This window comes from Agrobacterium sp. GW821-FHT02D03 (genome assembly GCF_059421725.1).
The window spans coordinates 389,814-414,170 of record NZ_JBWKVN010000001.1; the positions used below are offsets into that span (position 1 = coordinate 389,814).

At 59.8% G+C, this 24,357-nt stretch carries 23 protein-coding genes and 2 riboswitches; of the genes, 17 read left to right on the top strand and 6 right to left on the bottom strand.

Going from position 1 to position 24,357, the window contains the following annotated elements; translation table 11 throughout:
- Nucleotides 1–97: 97 nt before the first annotated feature.
- The gene (locus AC07U5_RS01780; RefSeq protein ID WP_494722129.1) at nucleotides 98–997 is read right to left on the bottom strand and encodes a polyprenyl synthetase family protein; all 900 of its coding nucleotides are present in this window, start codon (nucleotides 995–997) and stop codon (nucleotides 98–100) included.
- A gap of 252 nt (nucleotides 998–1,249) precedes the next feature.
- Between AC07U5_RS01780 and mtgA the strand changes: the two genes are divergently transcribed.
- Nucleotides 1,250–1,897 (top strand): monofunctional biosynthetic peptidoglycan transglycosylase, encoded by a 648-nt coding sequence (mtgA, locus tag AC07U5_RS01785; protein WP_236769768.1) that lies wholly within the window; start codon nucleotides 1,250–1,252, stop codon nucleotides 1,895–1,897.
- A 6-nt stretch (nucleotides 1,898–1,903) separates the two neighbouring features.
- Here mtgA and AC07U5_RS01790 read toward each other — a convergent pair whose 3' ends face one another.
- Nucleotides 1,904–2,929, bottom strand: a complete 1,026-nt coding sequence (locus AC07U5_RS01790) for an aldose epimerase family protein (RefSeq protein ID WP_494722130.1) — start codon at nucleotides 2,927–2,929, stop codon at nucleotides 1,904–1,906.
- A 96-nt stretch (nucleotides 2,930–3,025) separates the two neighbouring features.
- A complete protein-coding gene (gene metA / locus AC07U5_RS01795; protein WP_112519386.1) occupies nucleotides 3,026–3,952 on the bottom strand; it encodes a homoserine O-acetyltransferase MetA in 927 nt (308 codons plus the stop codon).
- A 62-nt stretch (nucleotides 3,953–4,014) separates the two neighbouring features.
- Nucleotides 4,015–4,091: riboswitch (SAM riboswitch) on the bottom strand.
- Between the two features lie 90 nt (nucleotides 4,092–4,181).
- Between metA and AC07U5_RS01800 the strand changes: the two genes are divergently transcribed.
- From AC07U5_RS01800 to AC07U5_RS01830, 7 genes are all read left to right on the top strand, one after another.
- Complete coding sequence (locus AC07U5_RS01800; protein ID WP_494722131.1) at nucleotides 4,182–4,832, top strand: thiamine diphosphokinase; 651 nt, start codon at nucleotides 4,182–4,184, stop codon at nucleotides 4,830–4,832.
- Nucleotides 4,833–4,836: 4 nt separating this feature from the next.
- Nucleotides 4,837–6,663 carry an ABC-F family ATP-binding cassette domain-containing protein gene (locus tag AC07U5_RS01805; RefSeq protein ID WP_494722132.1) on the top strand — a complete coding sequence of 609 codons (1,827 nt, stop codon included), beginning with the start codon at nucleotides 4,837–4,839 and terminating at the stop codon, nucleotides 6,661–6,663.
- A 64-nt stretch (nucleotides 6,664–6,727) separates the two neighbouring features.
- Nucleotides 6,728–7,120 carry a VOC family protein gene (locus AC07U5_RS01810; protein WP_494722133.1) on the top strand — a complete coding sequence of 131 codons (393 nt, stop codon included), beginning with the start codon at nucleotides 6,728–6,730 and terminating at the stop codon, nucleotides 7,118–7,120.
- A gap of 50 nt (nucleotides 7,121–7,170) precedes the next feature.
- A riboswitch (TPP riboswitch) is annotated at nucleotides 7,171–7,278 on the top strand.
- 38 nt (nucleotides 7,279–7,316) lie between these two features.
- The gene (gene thiB / locus AC07U5_RS01815; protein ID WP_494722134.1) at nucleotides 7,317–8,330 is read left to right on the top strand and encodes a thiamine ABC transporter substrate binding subunit; all 1,014 of its coding nucleotides are present in this window, start codon (nucleotides 7,317–7,319) and stop codon (nucleotides 8,328–8,330) included.
- 19 nt (nucleotides 8,331–8,349) lie between these two features.
- A complete protein-coding gene (thiP, locus tag AC07U5_RS01820) occupies nucleotides 8,350–9,975 on the top strand; it encodes a thiamine/thiamine pyrophosphate ABC transporter permease ThiP (protein WP_343109088.1) in 1,626 nt (541 codons plus the stop codon).
- Nucleotides 9,972–10,688: a thiamine ABC transporter ATP-binding protein gene (locus AC07U5_RS01825; protein ID WP_343109089.1), complete on the top strand. Its 717-nt coding sequence runs from the start codon at nucleotides 9,972–9,974 to the stop codon at nucleotides 10,686–10,688. Before thiP ends, AC07U5_RS01825 begins: the two co-directional genes overlap by 4 nt.
- A 308-nt stretch (nucleotides 10,689–10,996) precedes the next feature.
- A complete protein-coding gene (locus tag AC07U5_RS01830; protein ID WP_062424969.1) occupies nucleotides 10,997–12,475 on the top strand; it encodes a M48 family metalloprotease in 1,479 nt (492 codons plus the stop codon).
- Nucleotides 12,476–12,518: 43 nt separating this feature from the next.
- Here AC07U5_RS01830 and AC07U5_RS01835 read toward each other — a convergent pair whose 3' ends face one another.
- Nucleotides 12,519–13,592 carry an MBL fold metallo-hydrolase gene (locus AC07U5_RS01835; RefSeq protein ID WP_313592874.1) on the bottom strand — a complete coding sequence of 358 codons (1,074 nt, stop codon included), beginning with the start codon at nucleotides 13,590–13,592 and terminating at the stop codon, nucleotides 12,519–12,521.
- A gap of 336 nt (nucleotides 13,593–13,928) precedes the next feature.
- Here AC07U5_RS01835 and ffh point away from each other — a divergent pair, with 336 nt between their 5' ends.
- From ffh to trmD, 5 genes are all read left to right on the top strand, one after another.
- A complete protein-coding gene (gene ffh / locus AC07U5_RS01840) occupies nucleotides 13,929–15,497 on the top strand; it encodes a signal recognition particle protein (RefSeq protein WP_062424946.1) in 1,569 nt (522 codons plus the stop codon).
- Nucleotides 15,498–15,505: 8 nt separating this feature from the next.
- Nucleotides 15,506–15,823 (top strand): chorismate mutase, encoded by a 318-nt coding sequence (locus tag AC07U5_RS01845; RefSeq protein ID WP_062444677.1) that lies wholly within the window; start codon nucleotides 15,506–15,508, stop codon nucleotides 15,821–15,823.
- Between the two features lie 32 nt (nucleotides 15,824–15,855).
- Complete coding sequence (rpsP, locus tag AC07U5_RS01850) at nucleotides 15,856–16,233, top strand: 30S ribosomal protein S16 (RefSeq protein ID WP_062424945.1); 378 nt, start codon at nucleotides 15,856–15,858, stop codon at nucleotides 16,231–16,233.
- A 134-nt stretch (nucleotides 16,234–16,367) separates the two neighbouring features.
- Nucleotides 16,368–16,943 carry a ribosome maturation factor RimM gene (gene rimM, locus AC07U5_RS01855; protein ID WP_062424944.1) on the top strand — a complete coding sequence of 192 codons (576 nt, stop codon included), beginning with the start codon at nucleotides 16,368–16,370 and terminating at the stop codon, nucleotides 16,941–16,943.
- A 4-nt stretch (nucleotides 16,944–16,947) separates the two neighbouring features.
- Nucleotides 16,948–17,646, top strand: coding sequence for a tRNA (guanosine(37)-N1)-methyltransferase TrmD (gene trmD / locus AC07U5_RS01860; RefSeq protein WP_494722135.1), 699 nt, complete (start codon nucleotides 16,948–16,950; stop codon nucleotides 17,644–17,646).
- Here trmD and AC07U5_RS01865 read toward each other — a convergent pair.
- The gene (locus AC07U5_RS01865; protein WP_443277230.1) at nucleotides 17,628–18,374 is read right to left on the bottom strand and encodes a sulfite exporter TauE/SafE family protein; all 747 of its coding nucleotides are present in this window, start codon (nucleotides 18,372–18,374) and stop codon (nucleotides 17,628–17,630) included. The genes trmD and AC07U5_RS01865 overlap by 19 nt on opposite strands.
- Nucleotides 18,375–18,635: 261 nt before the next feature.
- Here AC07U5_RS01865 and rplS point away from each other — a divergent pair, with 261 nt between their 5' ends.
- From rplS to AC07U5_RS01880, 3 genes are all read left to right on the top strand, one after another.
- Complete coding sequence (gene rplS, locus AC07U5_RS01870; protein ID WP_027673599.1) at nucleotides 18,636–19,181, top strand: 50S ribosomal protein L19; 546 nt, start codon at nucleotides 18,636–18,638, stop codon at nucleotides 19,179–19,181.
- 213 nt (nucleotides 19,182–19,394) lie between these two features.
- Complete coding sequence (locus AC07U5_RS01875; RefSeq protein WP_296080908.1) at nucleotides 19,395–20,189, top strand: transporter substrate-binding domain-containing protein; 795 nt, start codon at nucleotides 19,395–19,397, stop codon at nucleotides 20,187–20,189.
- A gap of 36 nt (nucleotides 20,190–20,225) precedes the next feature.
- A complete protein-coding gene (locus AC07U5_RS01880) occupies nucleotides 20,226–21,041 on the top strand; it encodes an amino acid ABC transporter permease (RefSeq protein WP_494722136.1) in 816 nt (271 codons plus the stop codon).
- Nucleotides 21,042–21,046: 5 nt separating this feature from the next.
- Here AC07U5_RS01880 and AC07U5_RS01885 read toward each other — a convergent pair whose 3' ends face one another.
- Nucleotides 21,047–22,339, bottom strand: coding sequence for an MFS transporter (locus tag AC07U5_RS01885; RefSeq protein ID WP_112954545.1), 1,293 nt, complete (start codon nucleotides 22,337–22,339; stop codon nucleotides 21,047–21,049).
- A gap of 452 nt (nucleotides 22,340–22,791) precedes the next feature.
- Here AC07U5_RS01885 and leuC point away from each other — a divergent pair, with 452 nt between their 5' ends.
- A complete protein-coding gene (gene leuC / locus AC07U5_RS01890; RefSeq protein WP_494722137.1) occupies nucleotides 22,792–24,201 on the top strand; it encodes a 3-isopropylmalate dehydratase large subunit in 1,410 nt (469 codons plus the stop codon).
- Nucleotides 24,202–24,357 lie beyond the last annotated feature (156 nt).

The window sequence follows — 24,357 nt, forward strand, 5'->3', positions numbered from 1 at the left end:
CAATCGCGCCTATCGAATTTTAGAAAAGGGCTGCTTTGGCGGCCCTTTTTGTTGTCGGGGTGAAGATGTGGGGCAGGCGTGATAGACGCTTACGTCTTCAGCTCTTTCGCTCGGCAATAAAGCGTGCTGCTTCTACGAGGATCTCTGCCTTGTCGCCATAGGGGGCAAGCAGGTTTGCGGCATCGCGCACCTGCTCCTGCAGCTTGGCGCGTGCCCAGTCTTCGCCACGCAGTGCCACGAGCGTGCCTTTGCCGCGGGCAGCATCCTTGCCGGTCGCCTTGCCCATCGTGGCGGCGTCGGAGGTGAGATCGAGGAGATCGTCGGCAAGCTGGAAGGCGAGGCCGATCTTTTCTCCGAAGCTGCGAAGCGTCTGGCGGTGAGAGGCATCGTTTCCGGCAATGATGGCGCCGGCCTCACAGGCAAAGCGCAGCAGCGCACCGGTCTTCATCGCCTGCAATGTCACGATGCCCGGTTCGTCCGGTGCCTGTTTTTCTGCCGCCAGATCGAGCGCCTGACCGCCGGCCATGCCGCCAATGCCTGCGGCGCGTGCCAGTGCGAGCACGAGGGCTGTCTTTTGATCGCCTGTCAGCGGCGTTTCCGGGCTTGCGATGATGTCGAAGGCAAGGGTGAGCAGGCTATCGCCCGCAAGGATCGCGGTCGCCTCGTCGAACTTCTTGTGCACTGTCGGCTGGCCGCGACGCAGGTCGTCATCATCCATGGCGGGAAGATCATCATGCACCAGCGAATAGCAGTGGAGGCATTCGAGTGCGGCGCCCACACGCTGGGCCGCAGCCTCGTTGCCGCCGAGCAGCCGTGCCGTCTCAATCACGAGGAAAGGCCGCAGGCGCTTGCCGCCATTCAGCACGCCATGGCGCATGGCGTCCAGCAGGTTTGCGGGCCGTGCGATCTCGTCGTCGCCGACTGCGCCCGTCAGAAGCTCTGCCAGCAGTTTTTCCGTGCTCGCCGCGTTGTCTCGCAGCCGTGTCTCGAATGTCATGGCGCCGCTTCCTTCCATCTCGCGGCTGTTTGGCATGGGGGAAAAGGGCTGGCAAATGTTTTGTTGAAGGGGTGCGGAACTTCACCATCGTGAGTAGCCTTGATGGTGCGAGCGGAATATGAAAGGCTTGATCTGAACGAGCGGGGACGGGATGTGAGCAGTACGCCGGAAAGCGAGAGGGAGTACGAAGCGCTTCCCGAGGAGGAAAGCAGGCCGAAGTTGGATATCAAGAACCTCGCCAAACGCGTCGGCATGTTCGTGCTGGCGCTGTTGATCCTGCCGTATCTGCTGATCCCTCTCTATGCGCTTCCCTTCATTCGTCCCGTCTCGACGCTGATGCTTGCCGATCTGGTGACCTTCCAGGGCTACGATCGGCAATGGGTGCCGCTGGAGGATATTTCTCCCCGCCTCATCCAGTCGGTGATGATGTCGGAAGACGGCCAGTTCTGTTTCCACCATGGCGTCGACTGGAACCAGATGCAGGATGTCGTCAACGACGCGCTGGAAGGCGAGGCGACACGTGGCGCCAGCACCATTCCTATGCAGACGGCCAAGAACCTGTTTCTGTGGAATGGGCGATCGCTCATCCGCAAGGGAATGGAGCTTCCGCTTGCGCTGGTCTCCGACTTCGTCTGGTCGAAAAAGCGGATGATGGAGATCTATCTCAATATCGCAGAATGGGGACCGGGCATCTACGGCATCGAGGCTGCCGCGCAATACCATTTCAAGGTACCAGCCTCCAAGCTCACCTCCCGCCAGGCTGCACTTCTGGCCGTATCCTTGCCAAACCCGATCGATCGCAATGCCAGCAAGCCCGGCCGCGGCATGCAGCGTCTTGCGGGGTTGATCGAGCGCCGGGCCAGAGGCTCCGGCGCTTATGTGGGCTGCGTGCTGGACTGACCTGCTTCAGCCCTTCGTGAAGATGTAATCCGTTTCCTGCCGCAGCGTTTCGCCGGGGCGAAGGATCGCCTTGGGGAAGCCTTCGTGATTGACGGCGTCCGGCCAGATCTGGGTTTCCAGGCAGAAGCCGGCAAAGGGGCCATAGTGGCGGCCATCGTGGCCGGGAACGGCGGTGTTCAGCTTGAAGCCGGAATAGAACTGCACGCCGGGTTCTGTGGTGTGGACTTCCAGCGAGATGCCGGAGGCCGGTGCGCGCACATGCGCCACCTTGCGCTTGGCCACACGCTCTGCCGAAAGGCAGAAATTGTGGTCGTAAAGCACCTGTTCGCCCTTGTCATCCTTCAGGCTCATCGGCGTCGGCTGGCACAGATCGAACACCGTTCCCGATACAGGGCGAATGTCGCCGGTCGGGATCTGGCGCTCATCGGTCGGCAGATAGTGATCGGCGGCGATTTCGATCTCGTGGTCGAGCGCGGTTTCGGCGCCGTCGAGATTGAAATAGGAATGCTGGCAGACGTTGGCGATGGTCGGCAGATCGGTCGTCGTTTCATAGAGAACCGAAAGAACGCCGCCTTCGCGGATGGTGTAGGTTGCCGTCATCGTGCAGTTGCCGGGATAGCCGGCGCGACCGTTCGGATCGATGATCTGCAGAATGACATGGCTTGGCCCGTGTTCCATGATCAGCCAGTTGCGCTTGCCCGTGCCGTCGCTGCCGCCATGAAGATGGCTGACGCCCTTTTCGTTGAGCTCCAGCTGATAGTCCTTGCCGTCGATCGAGAATGTGCCGCCGCCGATGCGGTTGGCGTTTCGGCCAGGCGTCGCACCAAAGTAGGAAGAGTATTTAGGGTAGTCATCAAAGGCGTCGAAGCCGAGCACCAGCGGCGGCTGATGACCCTCAAGGCGCAGATCCTGAATGACCGCACCCCAGGTCATCACCTTGGCCGTCAGGCCGCCGGCGGAAATCGTCACCCGCTCGACCTTCTCGCCGGTGGCCGTAATGCCGAAATTCTCCCGTGCGCCTGCTTCGCTCATCCCGAATTCTCCCTGTCGCTTGCGATTTGCGCCGGACGTTGCGTCATTTTGGCGTCTGGCGCAACGCCGGAATGTCAAATTCTTGGAGGCTCCTGATCAGCGGGTTGTCGTGCCGATCTCGGCCAGTTCGTAAGGTGTGGTCTGGTAGATCTCGTTGATCCAGTTGCCGAAGAACAGATGGGCATGGCTGCGCCAGCGGTTGAGCGGGGTAAGCGCCGGGTCGTTATGCGGGAAGTAGTCATGCGGCAGCTTGATCGGCACGCCGGAATTCACGTCGCGGAAATATTCGTCTCCCAGCGAGGTGGAGTCATATTCCACGTGGTTGAACATGTAGAGCCGCTTGCCGCGCTTCTCATGCACCAGGCACACGCCCATCTCCTCGGACTCCATCAGGATTTCGAGGTCGGGATGCTTCTCGATATCGGCGCGGCGCACTTCCGTCCAGCGGGACACCGGCACCTGGAAGTCGTCGGAAAAACCATTGAGGTAGATGGAGGCCGGGCAGAGATTGCGGTGGCGATAGACGCCGAAGGCCTTCTCCTTCAATTCGTGCTTCGGCACGCCGTGGAAGTGATAGATCGCCGCCATCGCACCCCAGCAAACATTCAGCGTCGAATGGACATTGGTCTCCGTCCAGTCGAAGATTTTCTGCATTTCGTCCCAATACGTCACGTCTTCATAAGCCAGCGTTTCCACCGGCGCGCCGGTAATGATGAAGCCGTCGAACTTGCGGTGACGCACCTCTTCCCACGTCTCGTAGAAGGAGAGCAGATGTTCTTCCGGCGTGTTCTTGGCGCGGTGTCCGCCGATGCGCACCAGCGACAGCTCCACCTGCAGCGGCGAAGCGCCGACGAGCCGGGCCATCTGGATTTCGGTCTTGATCTTGTTCGGCATGAGATTGAGAAGCCCGATCTGGAGCGGGCGGATATCCTGACGGATCGCCATGGTCTCGGTCATCACCCGCACGCCCTCATTCACGAGGGTTTCGAAGGCGGGCAGCGTATCGGGAATCTTGATGGGCATCGCGAACTCTCACGTCCAAAAACAAAAAAACCGGCAGCGAAATCGCGACCGGTCCTCGGAAATTGCCTGTTTCCTCGACCCTTTAGCGACTTCTTTAAAGTGGCTGCAAGCCGGTCGGCAAATCACCACTGGGGGCTGTCATAATCCCGTCCGGCCGAAAAATCAATATCGCCGCCCTCTGCAGCGTTTCCGCCTTTCCTTGGGACAAGGTTTCGCGATAAGGCAGGGCATGAGATCGGATCATTTCACCATTCTGCTGGGCGGCGATATCGCGGTTACGGATCGCCTGCAAAAGGCGGTCGCCGGATCGCGCGTGATTGCCGCCGATAGCGGTATGAAACATGCTGGGCCGCTCGGGCTCACCCCTGAGCTCTGGGTGGGCGATTTCGATTCCGCCGATGCGGCGCTTGTCGACGAATGGCCGGATGTGCCGCAACAGCCCTTTCCCGCTGCCAAGGGCGAAACGGATGGCGAGATCGCCGTTTCCGAGGCTTTGGCGCGTGGCGCGAAGCTTCTGACGCTGGTCGGCGCGCTTGCCGGCGAACGTTCCGACCATGCGCAGTTTCATTTGCTCTATGCTGTGGCGCTGGCCGAACGCGGGTTTGAGGTGGTGCTGACGTCTGGTGAGGAAGAAGCTTATCCGCTGCTTGCCGGCGCGTTGGCGCTCGATCTGCCGCGCGGCTCGCTGTTTTCGGTTGCCGGTTTTACTGCCCTTTCGGGCCTCGATATCGAGAATGCCCGTTATCCCCTCAATGATTTTGCGCTTGCCTTCGGCTCGTCGCGCACTATGTCCAACGTGGCTGAGGGCGAAATTCGCCTTCGCCTCAAAAGCGGCAAGGCGATCGTGCTTGCCCGTCCCTACGATCTGACCGGAGCCTGATGCCTTGGCACCCCCCATTCTGAAACTCGACGATATCAAGCTGACATTTGGCGTGACGCCACTTCTGGATGGCGCCAACCTGCAGGTGGAGCCGGGCGATCGTATCTGCCTCGTCGGTCGAAACGGGTCGGGCAAATCGACGCTGATGAAGATCGCCGCCGGTCTTGTCGAAGCGCAGTCCGGCGAGGTCTTTCGTCATCCCTCCGCGACAATCCGCTACCTGGAGCAGGCGCCGGATTTTGGCGCCTATGACACCGTGCAGGCCTATGCCGAATCCGGTCTTGGACCCGGCGACGATCCCTATCGGGTCAGCTATCTGCTGGAACATCTGGGTCTGACCGGCCAGGAAAATCCATCGAGCCTTTCCGGTGGCGAAGCGCGTCGTGCGGCACTTGCCCGCGTCATGGCGCCTGAGCCGGACATCCTGATGCTGGACGAGCCGACCAACCATCTGGATCTTCCGACCATCGAATGGCTGGAAAGCGAATTGCAGCAGACGCGAAGCGCGCTTGTGCTCATCTCGCACGACCGTCGCTTCCTGGAGAAGGTTTCGACCGCCACCGTCTGGCTCGATCGCGGCCAGTCGCGTCGTCTCAGCCGTGGCTTTGGCTACTTCGAGGAATGGCGCGACAAGGTGCTGGAAGAGGAAGAACTGGAGCAGCACAAGCTCGGCAAGGCGATCGAGCGCGAAGAGCACTGGATGCGCTATGGCGTGACGGCACGCCGCAAGCGCAACATGCGCCGCGTGGGAGAATTGCGTGACATGCGTGCGGCTTATCGCGGCCACAAGGGTCCGCAGGGCTCCGTGCAGGCAACGGCCGTGGAGGCGCGCGAATCCGGCAAGCTGGTGATCGAGGCCGAGGCCATCACCAAGTCCTATGGCGATCGCACCATCATCGCGCCCTTTTCGCTGCGTGTGCATCGCGGCGATTGCATCGGTCTCGTCGGGCCGAATGGTGCAGGCAAGACCACGCTTCTCAAGATGCTGACCGGTGAGTTGGCGCCCGACAGCGGCACGGTGAAACTCGGCACCAATCTGGAAATCGCGACACTCGATCAGAAGCGCGAGGACCTCAATCCTAACGATACGCTGGCGCATTACCTGACCGATGGCCGGGGCGAGAGCCTGCTGGTCAATGGCGAGCAGAAGCATGTGACCGGCTATATGAAGGACTTTCTGTTCCAGCCGGAACAGGCCCGCACGCCGATCCGCAATCTGTCTGGTGGTGAGCGCGCGCGTCTCATTCTGGCGCGAATCCTGGCAAGACCGACCAACCTTCTCATCCTTGATGAGCCGACGAACGATCTCGATATCGAGACCCTGGATCTGCTTCAGGAAATCGTCGCTGGCTTTTCCGGCACCGTCATTCTCGTCAGCCATGACCGTGACTTCCTCGATCGCACGGTCACGTCGACCATCGCGCCCGCCAACCCGGATGCGCCGGATGGCCGCTGGATCGAATATGCTGGCGGCTATTCCGACATGATGGCGCAGCGCAAGGGCGCGGCCGAAGACAAGAAGCGTTCCGAAAAGCAGGAAAAGGCGAAGGCCTCTGCAAGCGCAGCGACCAGTGCCGAGCCTTCCAAGGCCAAGGGCAAACTCTCCTTCAAGCAGAAGTTTGCGCTGGAAAACCTGCCGAAAGAAATGGAAAAGCTGCAGGACGAGATCGCCAAGCGCGAAGAGCGCATGGCCGATCCGCAGCTCTTCGCCAAGGACCCGGCTGCTTTCAACAAGCTGGCAGACGAAATGGCGAAGCTTCGCGAGAAGCTGGAGGCCATGGAGGAAGAATGGCTTGAGCTTGAGATGCTGCGCGAAGAGATGGAAGGCTAGTCCAAACCATCTTTGACAGGTCGTGAAATATGCGGTTCTCTATCCAAAACGGAGGAGCCCCACCATGCGCATGATCTTCGTCAATCTGCCGGTGAAGAATATCGAGACATCGAAAGCCTTCTTCACCGCGCTCGGCTTCAGCTTCAATCCGGAATATTCCGATGAGCGAACGCTGTGCATGATCGTCGAAAAGAACATCTTCGTCATGCTGCTTCAGGAAGAACGCTTCCGCGATTTCATCAATGGCGAGATCGCCGATGCCAATCGCGGCACGGAGGTGCTGACCTGCCTTTCGGCGTCCAGCCGCGAGGAGATCGACAGCATGCTGAAGACAGCGCTGTCTTGCGGTGGGCGAGAGTGGAAGCCGGTGCAGGATCACGGCTTCATGTATGCCGCAAGCTTTCAGGACCCCGATGGCCATGTCTGGGAACTGGTTTACATGACGGAGCAGGCATAGGCGCGCGGCGTCACGTCTTGCCAATAACCGATTGTGTCATTACATCTTTTCTCGCTCTAACGGGGTGCTTTGTCGAAAAGACAAGGCTGAGAGGCTTTGGCCAACCCGAAGAACCTGATCCGGTTAACACCGGCGGAGGGATTAGACGGCTTCCATCCAGACGCCTATTCCCGTAACCCATTCGAGAAGGTGTCTGATGTATCGTCGTTTTCTGCTGTCCGGCCTCGTCGCCGCATCCTTCCTCCTGCCGAGCCTTGGTGCTGCGCAAGATAAAAAGGTTCTCACCGTCTACACCTATGAAAGCTTCGTTTCCGAATGGGGTCCCGGTCCCAAGGTGAAGGCGGCGTTCGAGAAGACCTGTGATTGCACCGTCAATTTCGTCGGCGTTGCCGATGGTGTGGCGCTGCTCAATCGCCTGAAGCTGGAAGGTGCCAGCTCCAAGGCGGATGTCGTGGTCGGCCTCGATACCAACCTCATTGCCGAAGCCAAGGAAACCGGGCTCTTCGAAGCATCGGGCATCGACGCCTCCGCGGCAAAGGTGCCGGGCGGCTTCAAGGACGATGTCTTCGTTCCCTATGATTACGGCCACTTTGCCGTCGTCTATGACACCCAGACGCTGAAGAACCCGCCAAAAAGCCTGAAGGAACTGGTCGAGGGCGACCCGTCGCAGAAGATCGCCATTCAGGATCCGCGGACGTCGACGCCGGGTCTTGGCCTGCTGCTCTGGGTCAAGTCGGTCTATGGCGACAAGGCGCCGGAAGCCTGGGCAAAGCTCAAGGATCGCGTGCTGACGGTTACGCCGGGCTGGTCGGAGTCCTACGGCCTCTTCACCAAGGGCGAAGTGCCGATGGTGCTTTCGTATACCACGTCGCCCGCCTATCACATGGTGGCCGAACACAGCGAGCGCTATCAGGCCGCAAGCTTCGAGGAAGGCCATTACATTCAGATCGAAGTCGCCGGTCTGTTGAAGAACGCACCGGAGAAGGAGCTTGGCAAGACGTTCCTTTCCTTCATCCTGACGCCTGGCTTCCAGGATGCCATTCCGGAAAACAACTGGATGATGCCGGTCACCACCACGTCGCAGCCGCTGCCGGATGCCTTCAACAAGCTGGTCCAGCCGACAAAGACGTTCCTGATGTCGCCGGAAGAGGTGGCGAAGAACCGCAAGGCCTGGATTGATGAGTGGCTGACCGCGATGAGCGTGAAGTAATCTCACGCGGACCCCGCCCGTGATTGCGCGCAGCGACAGAAGACGGTTCCTGATCAGTGGCATGGCGGCCTTCACCGCCGTGTTGCTCTTCATCGGGCTTGCGGTCGCAGCGCTGCTTTCCTTCGATACACAGGCGGCGTCGAACGCCCTCTTCGATACCTACACGCTGCGCATTCTCCGCTTCACGCTCTGGCAGGCGATACTCTCCACCGTCCTTTCGGTGACGCTCGGCCTACCGGTCGCACTGGCGCTGGCACGCCAGCGGGATTTTCCTGGCCGTGTCTGGATTATCCGTTTGATGGCGGTGCCGATGGGTCTGCCGGTGATCGTCGGCGCGCTTGGGCTGATTGCCATCTGGGGCAGGCAAGGGCTGCTCAATGCAGCACTTCTCTCTGCGGGCGTGGAACAGCCTTTCAGCATCTATGGCCTATCCGGCATTCTCATTGCCCATGTCTTCTTCAACCTGCCGCTTGCCGTGCGCTTCTTCCTGGCGGGGCTGGAAAGAATGCCCGGCGAATATTGGCGCATGAGTGCCGTGCTCGGTATGAATTCCCTCTCCACGTTCCTCTTCATCGAATGGCCGGTGGTACGGAGGCTCGTGCCGGGTGTGGCGGGCCTGATCTTCATGCTCTGCGCCACGAGCTTCACGCTTGTCCTGCTGCTGGGCGGCGGTCCGGCTGCGACGACCATCGAGGTCGCGATCTATCAGGCGCTCCGCTTCGATTTCGATCCGCCACGTGCCATTGCCCTGTCGCTGATGCAGATTGTGATGACCGGCCTGCTTCTGGTGCTGCTCTCGTTTCTGCCGGGCGTGGAAGCGGAGGGTCAGACGCAGGGCGAGAGGGTTCGTCGTTTCGATGCCGCTCGCCCATTGGCGCGTCTTTGGGATGGGCTTGTCATTGTTCTTGCGATGCTGCTGGTCGGGTTGCCCCTCGTTGCCGTCGCGGCCTACGGATTGACTGCCGATCTGTGGCGTCTTTTGAGCGCCGAGATATTTCGACGTGCGGCCATCACCAGTCTGTCGATCGCGCTTTTCTCGGCCACGCTCTCTGTTCTCGTCTCCGTGGCGCTCATCCGGGCGCGCCAGGTGGTTGCGGACAACAATGCACCGGCGTGGGGTGCAAGGCTTCTTGCGGCGACTTTGGGCGGCGGCGCTTCGATGGTGCTTCTGGTGCCACCCGTCGTGCTGGGCAGTGGCTGGTTTCTGCTGTTGCGCCCCTTTGGTGATGTGTCCGTCTTCGCGCCATTCCTCGTGGCGCTCATCAACATGCTGATGGCCTTGCCCTTTGCCATGCGCGTTCTCGAACCCGCCTTTGCCACTCATCAGGCAAGAACCGGCAGACTGGTTGCCAGCCTCGGGCTCACGGGCTTTTCCCGCTTTCGCCTGATCGATCTTCCCGTCCTGTGGAGAGCCTTCGCCATGGCCTTTTCCTTTGCCATGGCACTGTCGCTTGGCGATCTCGGAGCAGTTGCTCTCTTCGGCTCGGAACGCTTCGTCACCTTGCCGTGGCTCGTCTACAGTAATATGGGCAGCTACCGCACCAATGATGCGGCGGGCTATGCCTTCATCCTCGGCGTCATTTGCCTCATCCTTGCAGCAGGTGGCGTGTCGCGCCAATCCGAGAGAGCGAAAGCAGCAGCATGAAAAGCGATCGGGCAAAGGTTACGCTGGAACAGGTCTCGCTGCAGCTTGGACAGCAGCACTTCTTCTTCGACACGTCCGTCAAGGAAGCGAAGGTGACCGCGGTTGTTGGTCCTTCCGGTTCGGGCAAGTCGACGCTTCTCAACCTCGTCGCAGGTTTTGAAAGGCCGACAGGTGGTCGCGTGCTGATCGGGTCTGACGACATGGGTGGACGCGATCCGGCGGCAAGGCCGATCTCGCTGATCTTCCAGGACAACAACCTCTTCGCCCATCTCGATATCGCCACAAATATCGGCCTCGGGATCAGCCCGTCGCTCCGCCTGACACAGGACGACAAGGCAAAAATTGCGTCAGCTCTTGAACGGGTCGGGCTTGCACATTTCGAAAAGCGGCTGCCCTCCAGCATGTCCGGTGGTGAACGCCAGCGTGCAGCACTTGCGCGCGCACTGGTTCGTCAGCGCGCCGTCATGCTGTTGGACGAACCCTTTGCAGCGCTTGATCCCGGCTTGCGCGCCGGAATGGCGGGGCTGTTGAAAGAGCTGCAATCGGAAAACGGCAACACGGTTCTCCTCGTCTCCCATCACCCGGACGACATTCGCCGTCTTGCAGACGCGGTGGTGTTTCTGTCGGATGGCAAGATCCTGTTTCAGGGTGCGACGGAGGCCTTCTTTTCCGCCACAGACATTCCCGAGGTCGGAGCCTTCCTCCAGAAGTAGTGCGGGACCGTGCCACAATTTGGACGCGGCGCAATGTCAATCCTGCAAATAGACAGTGAAGGTGCGTATTTTTTGCACTTGCCAATCAGGCTCAACTATTTGAGACATATATAGAGAACGTCTTTTGTCAGGGTCTTTCCGCAGCATAGATCGTTTTTGGGATCGTTTTGGATGTTCAGGCATTCTGGTGCCTGTGGGGTTTAAGCTGATATTCTGGTCTGCATATAACGGATGATCAGGAACGTTTGGAGCGGACTGGCAGGATGATGACGCGTGTGAAGGCCGTAAATGGCCGCTCCGGTCACGATATGGAAAAGCGGTCGATATCGCGGCGAGGCATCATAAGCCTCGGGGCTGCGGCATTGATGCTGTCTTCATGCCAGTCGCTGTTCAGCCCTGCCTATCAGTCCTCGCTGAAGCCTTCCGACAATCCGCAGACGGTGGAAGAGGTGCAGAAGAACGATCCGCGCGCACAGATGGGTGCGCGTGAGCATCCGCGCATCGTCGCGAGCTATGGCGGCGAATATCACGACGAGAAGACCGAGCGTCTGGTTGCCCGCATCACCGGCGCGCTGACGGCGGTGTCGGAAAATCCGCAGCAGTCCTATCGTATCACCATTCTGAACTCACCGGCCATCAACGCTTTCGCGCTGCCAGGCGGCTATCTCTATGTGACGCGCGGTCTTCTGGCGCTTGCCAACGATGCCTCGGAAGTGGCGGCGGTACTGTCGCACGAAATGGGCCACGTCACAGCCAATCACGGCATCGAGCGTCAACGCCGCGAAGAAGCGGAAGTGATTGCCAGCCGCGTCGTGGCGGAGGTTTTGTCCAGCGATCTCGCCGGAAAACAGGCGCTCGCGCGCGGCAAGCTTCGTCTTGCGGCCTTTTCGCGCCAGCAGGAATTGCAGGCGGACGTAATCGGCGTGCGGATGCTGGGTGAGGCGGGCTACGATCCTTACGCCTCGCCACGCTTCCTCGATTCCATGGCGGCCTATGCGCGCTTTACCTCGGCCGATCCCGATAGCGATCAGAGCCTCGACTTTCTATCGAGCCACCCGAATACGCCGCAGCGTATCGAACTGGCCAAGCGCCATGCGCGTGCCTTCGGCCAGGAAGGCCAAGTCGGCGACAAGGGCCGCGACTGGTTCCTCACCGGCATCGATGGGCTGCTTTATGGCGACAGCCCGCAGGAGGGTTATGTCCGTGGCAACACCTTCTTGCATGGAAATCTCGGCATTCGTTTCGATGTGCCGGAAGGGTTCCAGATCGACAACAAGGTCGAGGCGGTTCTGGCAACCGGCCCCGGTGATATGGCAATCCGCTTCGATGGCGTTGCCGATCCGAAGCAGACCAGCCTGCCCAACTACCTGACCAGCGGCTGGGTGGCCGGCCTGTTGCCGGACACGGTGCGGGAAATACAGGTGAACGGCCTGCCGGCTGCAACGGCGCGCGCCAGCGCCGACAAGTGGGATTTCGATGTCACCGTCATTCGTGTCGGCGATCAGATTTTCCGTTTCCTCACCGCCGTGCCGAAGGGCAGCGCGCAGTTGGAGACGGTCGCGAACCTCCTGCGCTCCAGCTTCCGCAAGATGACGCCTGCGGAAATCTCCGCGCTGAAGCCGCTTCGCGTGCGCGTCGTTACCGTTAAGCCGGGCGAAACGGTCGCTTCGCTTGCCGCACGGATGATGGGCACCGATCGCAAGCTGGAACTCTTCCGCGTCTTAAATGCGCTGAGCACCACCGCCGCGATCGAGCCGGGGCAGCGGGTCAAGATCATTTCGGAATAAGCAGGGCGCTGTCCGACAACGCCCCTCATTTACCCACTTCCGTTCAAACCATCGGAACGTCGAACACTTCGCCAGGACGCATCGGGCGAAAGTTTTCACGCGCGACGTTTTGATCCTTCAGGGCCGCTTCGAGCGCGATGATCGGTGCGTCGATCGCTTCATCGGTCAGTTGCACCGTGCCCCAATGGTGGCCGCAGGCATAAGCGGCGTTGCAAATCTTCATGCCTTCCACCGCCTCCGCCGGATTTTGGTGCTGGCCCTTCATGAACCAGCGCGGCTCATAGGCGCCGAAGGGCAGGTTGGCGAGGCGGAAGCTGCCATGTTTCTTGGCGGCAGCGTGGTAGTTCAGCCCACTGTGAAAGCCGGTGTCGCCGATATGGTAGATCTTGCCGCCGGGCGTCTCGATGACGAAGGCGGCCCAGAGCGCCATGCGCCTGTCGTTCAACCCGCGTGCCGACCAGTGGTGGCAGGGCTCGAAATGGACTTTGACGTCGGGGCTGACGGCAATCGCATCGCCCCAGTCTCCGACCGAAATCTTCGCAGCCTGCACCTTGGTGCGGATGATCGCGTCATTGCCAAGCGGCGTGACGAAAAGCGGCTTGTGCTCGACATGCAGCCGATGCAGCGTTTCGAGATCGAGATGGTCGTAGTGGTTATGGGTGACGAGAACGAGATCGATCGGCGGCAGGTCCTCGAAGCGGATGCCGGGCGGATTGACGCGCTTTGGTCCCACAAAGCTGAACGGACTTGTGCGCTCCGACCAGACCGGATCGACCAGAATATTCAGCCCCGCCGTCTGAATGAGGAACGAGGCGTGGCCAACAAAGGTGACGCGCAGATCTTTTCCTTCGACGCGGGCGTCTGGTTTCGCGGTCGGATAGGGGCTTGGATAGTTCTCCGGCCACTGAGCTCTCTGGCCGTTGAAGCGCCATTTCATCAGGTCGCTAAAACCATTCGGCTGCTCCCCATTGGGATTGAAGAACCGCGTGCCGTCAAAATGATCGGAGGCAGGGCCCTTATAATAAGCGCTGGCATAGGAACGGCTGGCAAAAATGCCGCCGCTTGCAAGCAGCAGGCCACCAATGGCGGAGAGGCGAAAGAAGTTTCGACGGTTCATAATATTAGCTATAGGAAGTGCACCGGTAAACAACAAGCGTCTGACCCGTAGAAGAAGCGCCTCGAAGTCGACAAATTGACGGCGCTTCGGCCAAAACTGCGGACTTGCCTTGACTTTGGCGCGCATTTCCTGTTTATCCCGCCGCATCAGCTGGCAGTTTCAAGACTCCAAGCCACCGACCGGGACCCGTCAAGGTATAAAGAGATCCCGGAGGTCAACACCCGACAGCGCGACGCGCCCTCGGGTGCTTTTTGGCTTTGCCCATTTCCGGGCGTCTTGTTTTTGCCGGCAAAAGCACCGACGTTTCGGGAAACCGAAACGAAGAAGGATGAAACGATGTTTGAAAACCTCCAGGACCGCCTTGGCTCCATTTTGAATGGACTGACCGGCCGTGGCTCGCTTTCGGAAGCCGATGTTTCCGCAGCGCTGCGTGAGGTTCGCCGTGCGCTTCTGGAAGCGGACGTGGCGCTGGAAGTCGTTCGTACCTTCACCGAAAAGGTGCGTGAAAAGGCGGTTGGCGCTTCTGTCCTGAAATCCATCAAGCCCGGCCAGATGGTCGTCAAGATCGTCCATGACGAGCTAGTCGAAATGCTGGGTTCGGAAGGTGTTTCGGTCGATCTGCATGCGCCGGCACCCGTCGTCATCATGATGGTGGGTCTGCAGGGTTCGGGTAAGACCACCACCACCGGCAAGATTGCCAAGCGTCTGACGGATCGCGAGAAGAAGAAGGTGCTGATGGCATCTCTCGACACGCGCCGCCCCGCCGCCCAGGAACAGCTGCGCCAGCTCGGCGTGCAGACCGGCATCGACACGCTGCCGATCGTTGCCGGCCAGTCGCCGACCGATATCGCCTCGCGCGCGGTCCAGGCGGCCAAGCTTGGCGGCCATGATGTCGTGATCCTCGATACCGCCGGTCGTACCCACATCGACGAGCCGTTGATGCTGGAAATGGCCGATATCAAGAAGAAGGCCAATCCGCACGAAATCCTGCTGGTTGCCGACAGCCTGACCGGTCAGGACGCCGTCAATCTGGCGCGCAATTTCGATGAACGTGTCGGCATCACCGGCCTCGTTCTGACCCGTATGGACGGCGATGGCCGCGGCGGTGCAGCGCTTTCCATGCGTGCCGTTACCGGCAAGCCGATCAAGCTCATCGGTACCGGCGAGCGGATGAACGAACTGGATGAGTTTCATCCACGCCGTATCGCAGACCGCATTCTCGGCATGGGCGATATCGTTTCGCTGGTCGAAAAGGCCGCGGAAAATATCGATGCGGAAAAAGCCCGCGCCATGGCCGAGAAGATGGCCAAGGGCAAGTTCGACCTCAACGATCTGGCCGACCAGCTGCGCCAAATGCAGAAGATGGGCGGCATGGGCGGCATCATGGGTCTGATGCCCGGCATGGCCGGCATGAAGGACAAGATGGCGTCTGCCGGTTTGAACGACAAGATGTTCGACCGTCAGCTGGCGATCATCTCGTCGATGACCAAGGCTGAGCGCGCCAACCCGGATATTCTCAAACACAGCCGCAAGAAGCGCATTGCTGCCGGTTCCGGCACGGATGCTGCCGAAATCAACAAGTTGCTCAAGATGCATCGAGGCATGGCCGACATGATGAAAGCCATGGGCGGCAAGGGCAAGGGCGGCATCATGAAGCAGATGATGGGCGGTCTGGCCGGCAAGATGGGTCTCGGCGGCATGGGCGGCATGCCTGATCTCGCCAACATGGACCCCAAGCAGCTTGAAGCGCTGCAGAAGCAGGCGGAAGCCGCAGGTCTTGGCAAGCCGGGCGCTCTGCCTCCGGGTCTTGGCGGCCTTCCAGGCGGATTGCCAGGTCTCGGTGGCAGCAAGCTGCCGGGTCTCGGCGGTCTTCCGGGTCTTCCCGGTTTTGGCAAGAAGAAGTGAGGCCATCGGTGACCACGACAGACGTCAAAGAAAAGCTCGCTGAATACCGCCAGTCCATCGACAATGTCGATGCCGCACTGGTGCACATGCTGGCCGAACGCTTCCGCTGTACCAAGGCGGTGGGCGTGTTGAAGGCCACCTACGATTTGCCGCCGGCAGACCCGGCGCGCGAAGAATACCAGATCGAACGCCTGCGCCGCCTGGCCAAGGATGCCAATCTGGATCCGGATTTCGCCGAGAAGTTCTTGAACTTCATCATCAAGGAAGTCATCCGGCATCATGAAGCAATTGCCGCTGAACACAACGGCACAGAAAAGACCGCCTGACCGGCGGGCAAGCCATTATAAGGAGAACTCACATGGCACTGAAAATTCGTCTCGCACGCGGTGGTTCCAAGAAGCGCCCGTACTACCAGATCGTTGTCGCTGACGCCCGCAGCCCGCGCGACGGCCGCTTCCTCGAGAAGGTCGGTTCCTGGAACCCGATGCTTCCGAAGGACAACGCCGACCGCATCCAGATCAATGGCGACCTCGTCAAGGAATGGATCGCAAAGGGTGCACAGCCGACCGACCGCGTTCTGCGCTTCCTCGCTGAAGCCGGCATTGCGACGCGCGACGCGCGCAGCAACCCTGAAAAGGCAAAGCCAGGCAAGAAGGCTCTCGAGCGCGTTGCCGAGAAGAAGCAGAAGGCTGAAGACGCCGCTGCTGCTGCCGCTGAAGCTGCTGCTGCAGAGTAAGTTCGGTTTATGCCGATTGATGACGGGTGGTGCGGTTTCCGCGCCGCCCGTTTTCATGTTTAATTCCCATGGGCTTGGCGAGAGATCAGCCAGGCACTAAAAGATACGCGCAAAACGCGATAACGGACGGTTCAATGGCAAAGCTGGAAAACCCCATTCTCATGGCCAAGATTGGCGCAGCTCAAGGCTTGCGCGGCGAGGTGCGGGTCAGCTCCTATACCGACGATCCCATGGCGCTTGGCGATTACGGCAATCTGGTCGCCGCAGACGGGCGCGTGTTTGAAATTCTCGAAGTGCGCCAAGGCAAGAATGTCGTCATCGTGCGCTTCCGTGGCATCAATGACCGCAATGCCGCTGAAGCGCTGAACGGGCTTGAGCTGTTTGTCGATCGCGACAATTTGCCTGACGAGGATCTGGACGAAGACGAGTTCTTCTACACCGATCTCGAAGGTCTCGACGTGGTCGATGCCGAAGGCAAGAGCTATGGTTCGGTCAGTGCCGTCTATGATTTCGGCGCGGGCGACCTGCTTGAACTGAAGGGTGCGGGACGTCGCCCGGCGCTCATCCCCTTTACCGAGGCTGCCGTTCTCGAAATCGATCTGGAAGGCGGAAAGATCCTGATCGATCCCTTTGCCGCCGGACTGATCGACAATCCGGAAGACGGCAAGGACGATCCCGAGCATCCGATTTTCGGCAAGGGCAAGAAGTAAGCCGATGAGCTTCAAGGCAACCGTGCTGACGCTCTACCCGGAAATGTTTCCGGGGCATCTGTCCTATTCTCTGGCTGGCAAGGCGCTGGAGCGCGGCCAGTGGCAGATGGAGCCGGTGCAAATCCGCGACTTTGCCACCGACAAGCATCGCAGTGTCGACGACACCCCAGCAGGTGGCGGTGCCGGCATGGTGCTGAAACCCGATGTGCTGGCAGCGGTCATCGACGCGGTGTCGGAGGGTGACGCCCGTCCGCGGCTGTTGATGAGCCCGCGCGGCAAGCCGCTGACGCAGGAGCGTGTGCGCGAATTGGCCGCGGGAGAGGGTGTCATCATCGTATGCGGTCGCTTCGAAGGCGTGGACCAGCGGGTGATCGATGCGCGTGGCCTCGAAGAGGTCTGCATCGGCGACTATATTCTTTCGGGCGGCGAGCCCGCGGCACTGACGCTTCTCGATGCGGTGGTGCGCATTCTCCCCGGCGTGATGGGCAACGATCTGTCCGGCGTGCATGAAAGTTTTGAAGGCGGATTGCTTGAGCACCCGCATTATACAAGGCCACAGGTCTGGGAGGGGCGCGATATCCCCGCTGTTCTTACCTCCGGCAATCACAAGCTGATCAACAAATGGCGGCATGAGCAGGCGCTTTCCCTGACGAAGGAGCGCCGTCCCGACCTTCTTGCCGACACTCAGGCTGTGAAGAAATAATAGCCAGTCAGCAACAGCCCGACCGTGATCACCAATGCGCGGATGATCCACTGCGGAACGCGGCGGGCGAGATAGACGCCGCAGTAGCCGCCAAGCGCAGACGCCGGGATCATGATCAGCGCCGCATGCCAGGCGACAACACCACCGCCGACGAAGACGATAATGGCGACGGCGGCGATGACGACCGCCAGCAGGTTCTTCAGGGCGTTCAGATGATGATAGGTGCCGCCTGCGGTGAGGCCGAGCACCGCGAGCATCATGATGCCCATGCCGGCACCAAAGAATCCGCCATAGATCGAGGTGAGGAACTGGCCGATCAGGCTCGCGACATTGCTTTTCGGATGCTCCTCACTCCAGCGCGGACGAAGCCAGGGACCGGCGGCAAAGAGCGCCGTTGCGGCAAGCAAGAGCCACGGCACCAGCTGGCGGAAGGACGGATTGTCGAGCGACAGCAACAGCAATGCGCCGCCAGTTGAACCGAGGATGGAGAGGACCGCGAGCAGGACGGCACCCTTCCAGTGGGCACGGATTTCCGGCCAGTAGGCGATCACCGAGGTGACGTAGCCTGGAAACTGAACGATGGAGGAGGTGGCATTGGCCGAGATCGGTGCGATACCCGCCACCGTCATGGCGCCGAAGGTCAGGAAGGTGCCGCCGCCAGCAATGGCATTGACGGCGCCGGACAAAAAGCCGCTGGCGAACAAGAGTAGAATGATTGCAATGGACATGGCCCCTCCCGGCGTTCCATCTCCCATATAAGCAGATGTGCTTTCCGACAATCAGGTGGCGGCCGACAAAATATTGTCATGTAAGGGATGACAAACCGGTGATCTTCCTGTATTGGCCCGCGTGGAACTGGGCTCACGCCCATTAACCGCAAGCAAAGAATGGCGAACCCGCTCCTGCCGCAAGGCATAATTCCAAGGACAGGATCCAAGGAATGATCTCGTTGAGCGCTCTGGCTGTTTCAGAAGAACTCAGAGGTTAACATGACCAACATTATTGCACAGCTGGAAGCCGAACAGGCCGCCAAGATCGAAGCAAAGCGCAAGCTTCCTGAATTTTCTCCTGGTGACACCGTTCGCGTCAACGTGCGCGTTACGGAAGGTAACCGTACCCGCGTACAGGCTTACGAAGGCGTCGTTATCGCTCGCTCCGGCGGCGGTCTCAACGAAAACTTCACCGTTCGCAAGATCTCCTACGGCGAAGGCGTAGAGCGCGTATTCCCGGTTTACTCTCCGCTGGTTGAAGGCGTTGAGATCGTTCGCCGTGGTAAGGTTCGCCGCGCGAAGCTCTACTACCTGCGCGACCGTCGCGGCAAGTCCGCTCGTATCGTTGAAGACACCGGCGTTCGCGCTCGCAAGCTCAACGACGCCGAGCGTCAGGCTGCTGCCGAGGAAAAGGCACGTATCGAAGCTGAAAAGGTTGCAGCAGCACAGGCTCTGGCCGCCGAAAAGGCAGCAGCAGAAGCCGCTGAAGCCAAGGCAGCTGAAGAAGCTGCAGCAGCAAAGGCTGCTGAAGGTGCAGCTGAATAAGCTTTCCCTTTTGGGATTTTCGAAAAGGCGGTCTTCGGGCCGCCTTTTTTGTTTTCTGGCTTTGCTGTGTGCCGCGCCACAGGCATTCTATTGCGAGGTGGGTTTAAGAGACGCGGGGGCATTCTAACCACCACCGCTTTCTTGAAACGCATATCTCTTGCGCGGCGGGTTTAAAGCGTGTCAATTTCCGCCATTGTTTTCAGGAGACCGCCATTGTTCAGACGCTCGTTTTTCATTGCCATCGCCGCAACGCTGCTATCGCCGGTTCTCGCATCGGCCGCCGATCTGCCGGATCTGAAGGGTCGCGAGATCGTCGTGGTGACGGAGAATGCCTATCCGCCGCTGCAATTCGTCGATCCGAAGACGGGCAAGCCGATCGGTTGGGAATATGATGCGATGAACGAGATCGCCAAGCGGCTGAATGCCAAGGTCGAATATCAGAACGCCTCATGGGATGCGATGATTCCAGCTGTCTCCGCCGGACAGTACGACATCGGCATGACCGGCATCAGCATCAAGGACGAGCGCAAGGAGAAGGTGGATTTTTCCAATCCCTACATGCGCTCGGAAATGTTCATGCTCGTGCGCGCAGACGAGACCCGCTTTACCGATGCCAAGAGCTTTGCGGCCTTCGACAAGGGGCTGGTCGGCGCTCAGGCTGGCACAACGCCTTTCTACACGGCCGTTTACGATATTCTCGATGGCAATGAGCAGAACCCGCGCATCAAGCTGATGGAGACCTTCGGTGCCACCGTGCAGGCGCTGCGCACCGGGGATGTCGATCTGGTGCTGACAGATGGCGTTGCCGGCAAGGGCTATGTCGATTCGTCGAATGGCACGCTGAAGCTCATCGGTGGACCACTCGGCGGCGACGATTTCGGCTTCATCTTCAAGAAGGGCTCCGATCTCGTGGCACCGGTCAATGCCGCGATTGCTGCCTTGAAGGCCGATGGCACCTTTGCCGCGCTCGATAAGAAGTGGTTCCTGGACTACAAGCTTGGCGAATAAGCGAGTGGGCCTGTCATCGCCTTGGAGCGTTCCGGCGTGAACCGTCCGCATTCAAAACATGCGACGGATGATTTCCCCTGGTGGCTGGTGGCGCTGGTCGGTATCGGCGCCATTCTTGCCGTGGTGATTGCCGTCAATGGCGTCTATGCCCAGGTCTTTACCACCGTCATCAATGGCATCGGCATGACGATCTTCGTCACGCTGGTGGCCTTCCTTCTCGCCTGCCTCTGGGGTCTGTTGATTGCCCTTCTGGGCATGGCCGATCATATTGTCCTGCGGCAGATTGCGCGTTTCTACATCGAGACGATGCGCGGCATTCCGATCCTGGTGGTGCTGTTCTACATCGCCTTTGCCGGCGCGCCGCTGCTGGTGGATTTCGTCAATTGGCTGATGACGCCGCTGATTGCAGCAGGCTGGATCGAGCCCGTCATCGTGCGCGACTTTTCGCTGATGTGGCGCGCGATCCTGGCGCTGACGCTTTGCTACGGAGCATTCCTCGCCGAAATCTTCCGGGCGGGCATCGAGGCTGTCGATCAAGGTCAGATCGAGGCTGCCAAGGCGCTGGGCCTCAGCCGCTACCAGCGCTTTCGGCTGGTCGTCTTTCCGCAGGCGGTGCGGACGATCTTTCCTCCGCTCTCCAATGACTTCGTTTCGATGGTGAAGGATAGCTCGCTGGTCTCGGTGCTGGGTGTCGCGGATATCACGCAGCTCGGCAAGGTCTATGCGGCCGGCTCCTTCCGCTTCTTCGAGACCTATTCCATCGTCGCTTACGTCTATCTGATCCTGACGCTCGGACTGTCGCTGATCCTGCGGCGCATCGAAAAAGGGATGCGCCGCAAGCAGGGGCGTTGAGGGCCTCAGGCCTTCAAATTCGGCTGTGAGGTGATCTGCCTGGCGATCATGCGTCCGGCGATGATCACGAGCACACCGGCAATCGCCAGGCAGGCCGAGAGGAAGAACATCGGGGCGATGGTGCTTCCCGTTTCATCCCTGATCCAGGGAACGACGTTCTGGGCGACGAAACCGCCGAGATTGCCGACCGAGTTGATCGCGGCCAGACCGGCTGCAGCGCCCGCACCCTTCAGGAATCGACCGGGAAGGCTCCAGAACACCGGCTGTCCGGCAAAGATGCCAGCCGCTGCGATGCAGAGGAAGGCGAACTGCGCGACCGGCGATGTCATCAGAGCAGACATCAGCAAGCAGAAGGCGCCAACGAAGGCAGGCACCACGATATAGGTGATCTTCTTCTCGGAGCGATCGGCAGCCGACGGCACGAGATAGAGGGCAACGGCAACGATCAGCCACGGGATGATGTTGATGAAGCCATTCGCGGTGTTCGACACGCCGAAGCTTTTGACGATGGTCGGCAGCCAGTAGCTGAGGCCATAGGCGGCGAGCGGAAATCCGACATAGCAGAGCGACATGAAGAGGACGCGCGGATTGATCAGCGCGCGGAAACCGTCCTCTGCATGTTCGTCCATGCCGGAATTCTCTGAAGCGATGCGCTTGTTCAGCCAGTCCTTCTCGTCCTGGGACAGGAACGCAGCCGTTTCCGGCTTGTCGTCGAGATAGAAGATGGTGACGATACCCGCAATCACAGCCGGAATGCCGGTTGCGAGGAAAACCCACTCCCAGCCCGCATAGCCCCAGAGACCGTCCAGATCGAGAAGCATGCCGCCAAGTGGCGCGCCGATGGCATTGGCAAGTGCCGAGAAGATCATGAACAGGCCGACCATGCGGCCGCGATAATCGCGCGGGAACCACAGCGTCAGGAGATAGAGGACACCGGGGAAGAAGCCGGCCTCGCAGACACCGAGAAGGAAGCGCAGGATGTAGAACATCGTCGGGCTGGAAGTGTAGGCGAGTGCAATGGTGACAAGCCCCCAAGAAATGATGATGCGGGCGAACCAGAGCCTTGCGCCGAAGCGATTGAGCAGCAGATTGCTCGGCACTTCGAAGATGAAATAGCCGATGAAGAACAGCGACGCGCCGAGGCCGTAGGCATATTCGCTCAGGCCCAGATCGCCGACCATCTGCAGTTTGGCGAAGCTGACATTTTGACGGTCAATATAGGCGATGAGATAGAGAAGCCCGAGAAAGGGCATCAGTCGCCAGGTGATTTTTGAAATAAGTGCTTTTTCAGATACCAAGATGTATCCCTCCCTGTCGGCGGCACGCCGAGGTGCTGCCCGATTTGACGAGACCGGCTCTCACGCGGCTTTCACGGCATCGTGAAAAAGCGGTCCCATTGCCGTGCTAACGCTTAACGCGAGAATTCTATCCCGCACACAACGCCCGGCGTTTCTTTTTGCATTGCACAAAAAGAGAATCCTTAAATACCGGTCGGGCTGTTTTCAATGACAAAGCGCCATGTTGCTGTTGAAAAGCCGATCTGCTATGAGAGAGGCATGGGATCGAAATTCGGATGTCTCGCGCCAAACATTTTCGTGCTGCAGGATCACAAGCGTCTGCCGGCACGATTTTTCGCGCGTATTTCCGGCGCGTTCAATGGTCGACTTACGTCCGCCTGATGGCCTGAAAAGGCTGTCGGCCTTTACTCCACGTCCCCACTTTCCTTTTTGACATTCGAATGGATAAAGCCATGAGCGCTCCGCGTACTCTGTATGATAAAATCTGGGATGATCACGTTGTCAACCGCGATCCCGATGGAACCTGTCTTCTCTATATCGACCGTCACCTGGTCCACGAGGTGACGTCGCCGCAAGCTTTCGAGGGTCTGCGTCTGGCCGGTCGCCCGGTTCATTCGCCCACCCGCACGCTGGCCGTCGTCGACCACAACGTTCCGACCACCGCCGACCGTCTGGAAGGCATCAAGAACGAAGAAAGCCGCATTCAGGTGGAAGCACTGGCGCACAACGCCAAGGAATTCGGCCTCGAATATTATTCCGAGCGCGACAAGCGCCAGGGGATCGTTCACATTGTTGGACCGGAGCAGGGTTTCACGCTGCCGGGTATGACGATCGTTTGCGGGGACAGCCACACCTCGACCCACGGGGCTTTCGGCGCCTTGGCGCATGGTATCGGCACGTCCGAAGTCGAGCACGTTCTGGCGACGCAAACGCTGATCCAGAAGAAGGCCAAGAACATGCTGGTGCGTGTCGATGGCAAGATCCCGGACGGCGTGACCGCCAAGGACATCATCCTCGCCATCATCGGCGAGATCGGTACTGCCGGCGGCACGGGCCACGTCATCGAATTTGCCGGCGAGGCGATCCGCTCGCTGTCGATGGAAGGCCGCATGACCGTCTGCAATATGACGATCGAGGGTGGCGCACGCGCTGGCCTGATCGCGCCGGACGAGACGACCTTTGATTACATCAAGGACAAGCCGCGCGCGCCGCAGGGCGAAACGCTGGAGCAGGCGATTGCCTATTGGAAGACGCTGAAATCGGATGAGGGTGCCCATTACGACAAGGTCGTTATCCTGGACGCTGCCAGCCTGCCGCCGATCGTCTCCTGGGGCTCTTCTCCGGAAGATGTCGTTTCGGTTCAGGGCATCGTGCCGAACCCGGACGACATCGCCGATGAGAACAAGCGCAATTCCAAGTGGCGTGCGCTCGACTATATGGGCCTGAAGCCCGGCACCAAGATGACCGATATCGCCATCGACCGCGTCTTCATCGGCTCCTGCACCAATGGCCGCATCGAGGATCTGCGCGCCGCCGCCAAGATCGTCGAAGGTCGCAAGGTCGCACCGACCGTTTCGGCGATGATCGTTCCGGGCTCGGGTCTCGTCAAGGAACAGGCGGAGAAGGAAGGTCTGGACAAGATCTTCCTCGAGGCTGGTTTCGAATGGCGCGAGCCTGGCTGCTCCATGTGCCTGGCGATGAATGACGACCGTCTGGCGCCGGGCGAGCGTTGCGCGTCTACTTCCAACCGCAACTTCGAAGGCCGTCAGGGTTACAAGAGCCGCACACATCTGGTCTCGCCCGCCATGGCGGCGGCCGCCGCGGTTGCCGGCCATTTCGTCGACGTGCGTGAGTGGCAGTAAGTACCCCATTGCTATGAAGAGTTCCGCACCCCTGGATCGCTCCGGGGGTGTTTTGTTTTCAGCTTACAGGCGCAAAGGCTTTTGCCGTAGCCAGACTGGTAATTGCCCTGCAATTCCGCCATATAAGGGCGAATGCGCCCGCACGGGGCGCGCATC

Bases quoted from the DNA above. Each gene is read 5' to 3' on its own strand.
- AC07U5_RS01780 (WP_494722129.1), bottom strand. From the start codon at position 997: ATGACATTCGAGACACGGCTGCGAGACAACGCGGCGAGCACGGAAAAA.
- mtgA (WP_236769768.1), top strand. From the start codon at position 1,250: ATGTTCGTGCTGGCGCTGTTGATCCTGCCGTATCTGCTGATCCCTCTC.
- AC07U5_RS01790 (WP_494722130.1), bottom strand. From the start codon at position 2,929: ATGAGCGAAGCAGGCGCACGGGAGAATTTCGGCATTACGGCCACCGGC.
- metA (WP_112519386.1), bottom strand. From the start codon at position 3,952: ATGCCCATCAAGATTCCCGATACGCTGCCCGCCTTCGAAACCCTCGTG.
- AC07U5_RS01800 (WP_494722131.1), top strand. From the start codon at position 4,182: ATGAGATCGGATCATTTCACCATTCTGCTGGGCGGCGATATCGCGGTT.
- AC07U5_RS01810 (WP_494722133.1), top strand. From the start codon at position 6,728: ATGCGCATGATCTTCGTCAATCTGCCGGTGAAGAATATCGAGACATCG.
- thiB (WP_494722134.1), top strand. From the start codon at position 7,317: ATGTATCGTCGTTTTCTGCTGTCCGGCCTCGTCGCCGCATCCTTCCTC.
- AC07U5_RS01825 (WP_343109089.1), top strand. From the start codon at position 9,972: ATGAAAAGCGATCGGGCAAAGGTTACGCTGGAACAGGTCTCGCTGCAG.
- AC07U5_RS01830 (WP_062424969.1), top strand. From the start codon at position 10,997: ATGGAAAAGCGGTCGATATCGCGGCGAGGCATCATAAGCCTCGGGGCT.
- AC07U5_RS01835 (WP_313592874.1), bottom strand. From the start codon at position 13,592: ATGAACCGTCGAAACTTCTTTCGCCTCTCCGCCATTGGTGGCCTGCTG.
- ffh (WP_062424946.1), top strand. From the start codon at position 13,929: ATGTTTGAAAACCTCCAGGACCGCCTTGGCTCCATTTTGAATGGACTG.
- rpsP (WP_062424945.1), top strand. From the start codon at position 15,856: ATGGCACTGAAAATTCGTCTCGCACGCGGTGGTTCCAAGAAGCGCCCG.
- rimM (WP_062424944.1), top strand. From the start codon at position 16,368: ATGGCAAAGCTGGAAAACCCCATTCTCATGGCCAAGATTGGCGCAGCT.
- trmD (WP_494722135.1), top strand. From the start codon at position 16,948: ATGAGCTTCAAGGCAACCGTGCTGACGCTCTACCCGGAAATGTTTCCG.
- AC07U5_RS01865 (WP_443277230.1), bottom strand. From the start codon at position 18,374: ATGTCCATTGCAATCATTCTACTCTTGTTCGCCAGCGGCTTTTTGTCC.
- rplS (WP_027673599.1), top strand. From the start codon at position 18,636: ATGACCAACATTATTGCACAGCTGGAAGCCGAACAGGCCGCCAAGATC.
- leuC (WP_494722137.1), top strand. From the start codon at position 22,792: ATGAGCGCTCCGCGTACTCTGTATGATAAAATCTGGGATGATCACGTT.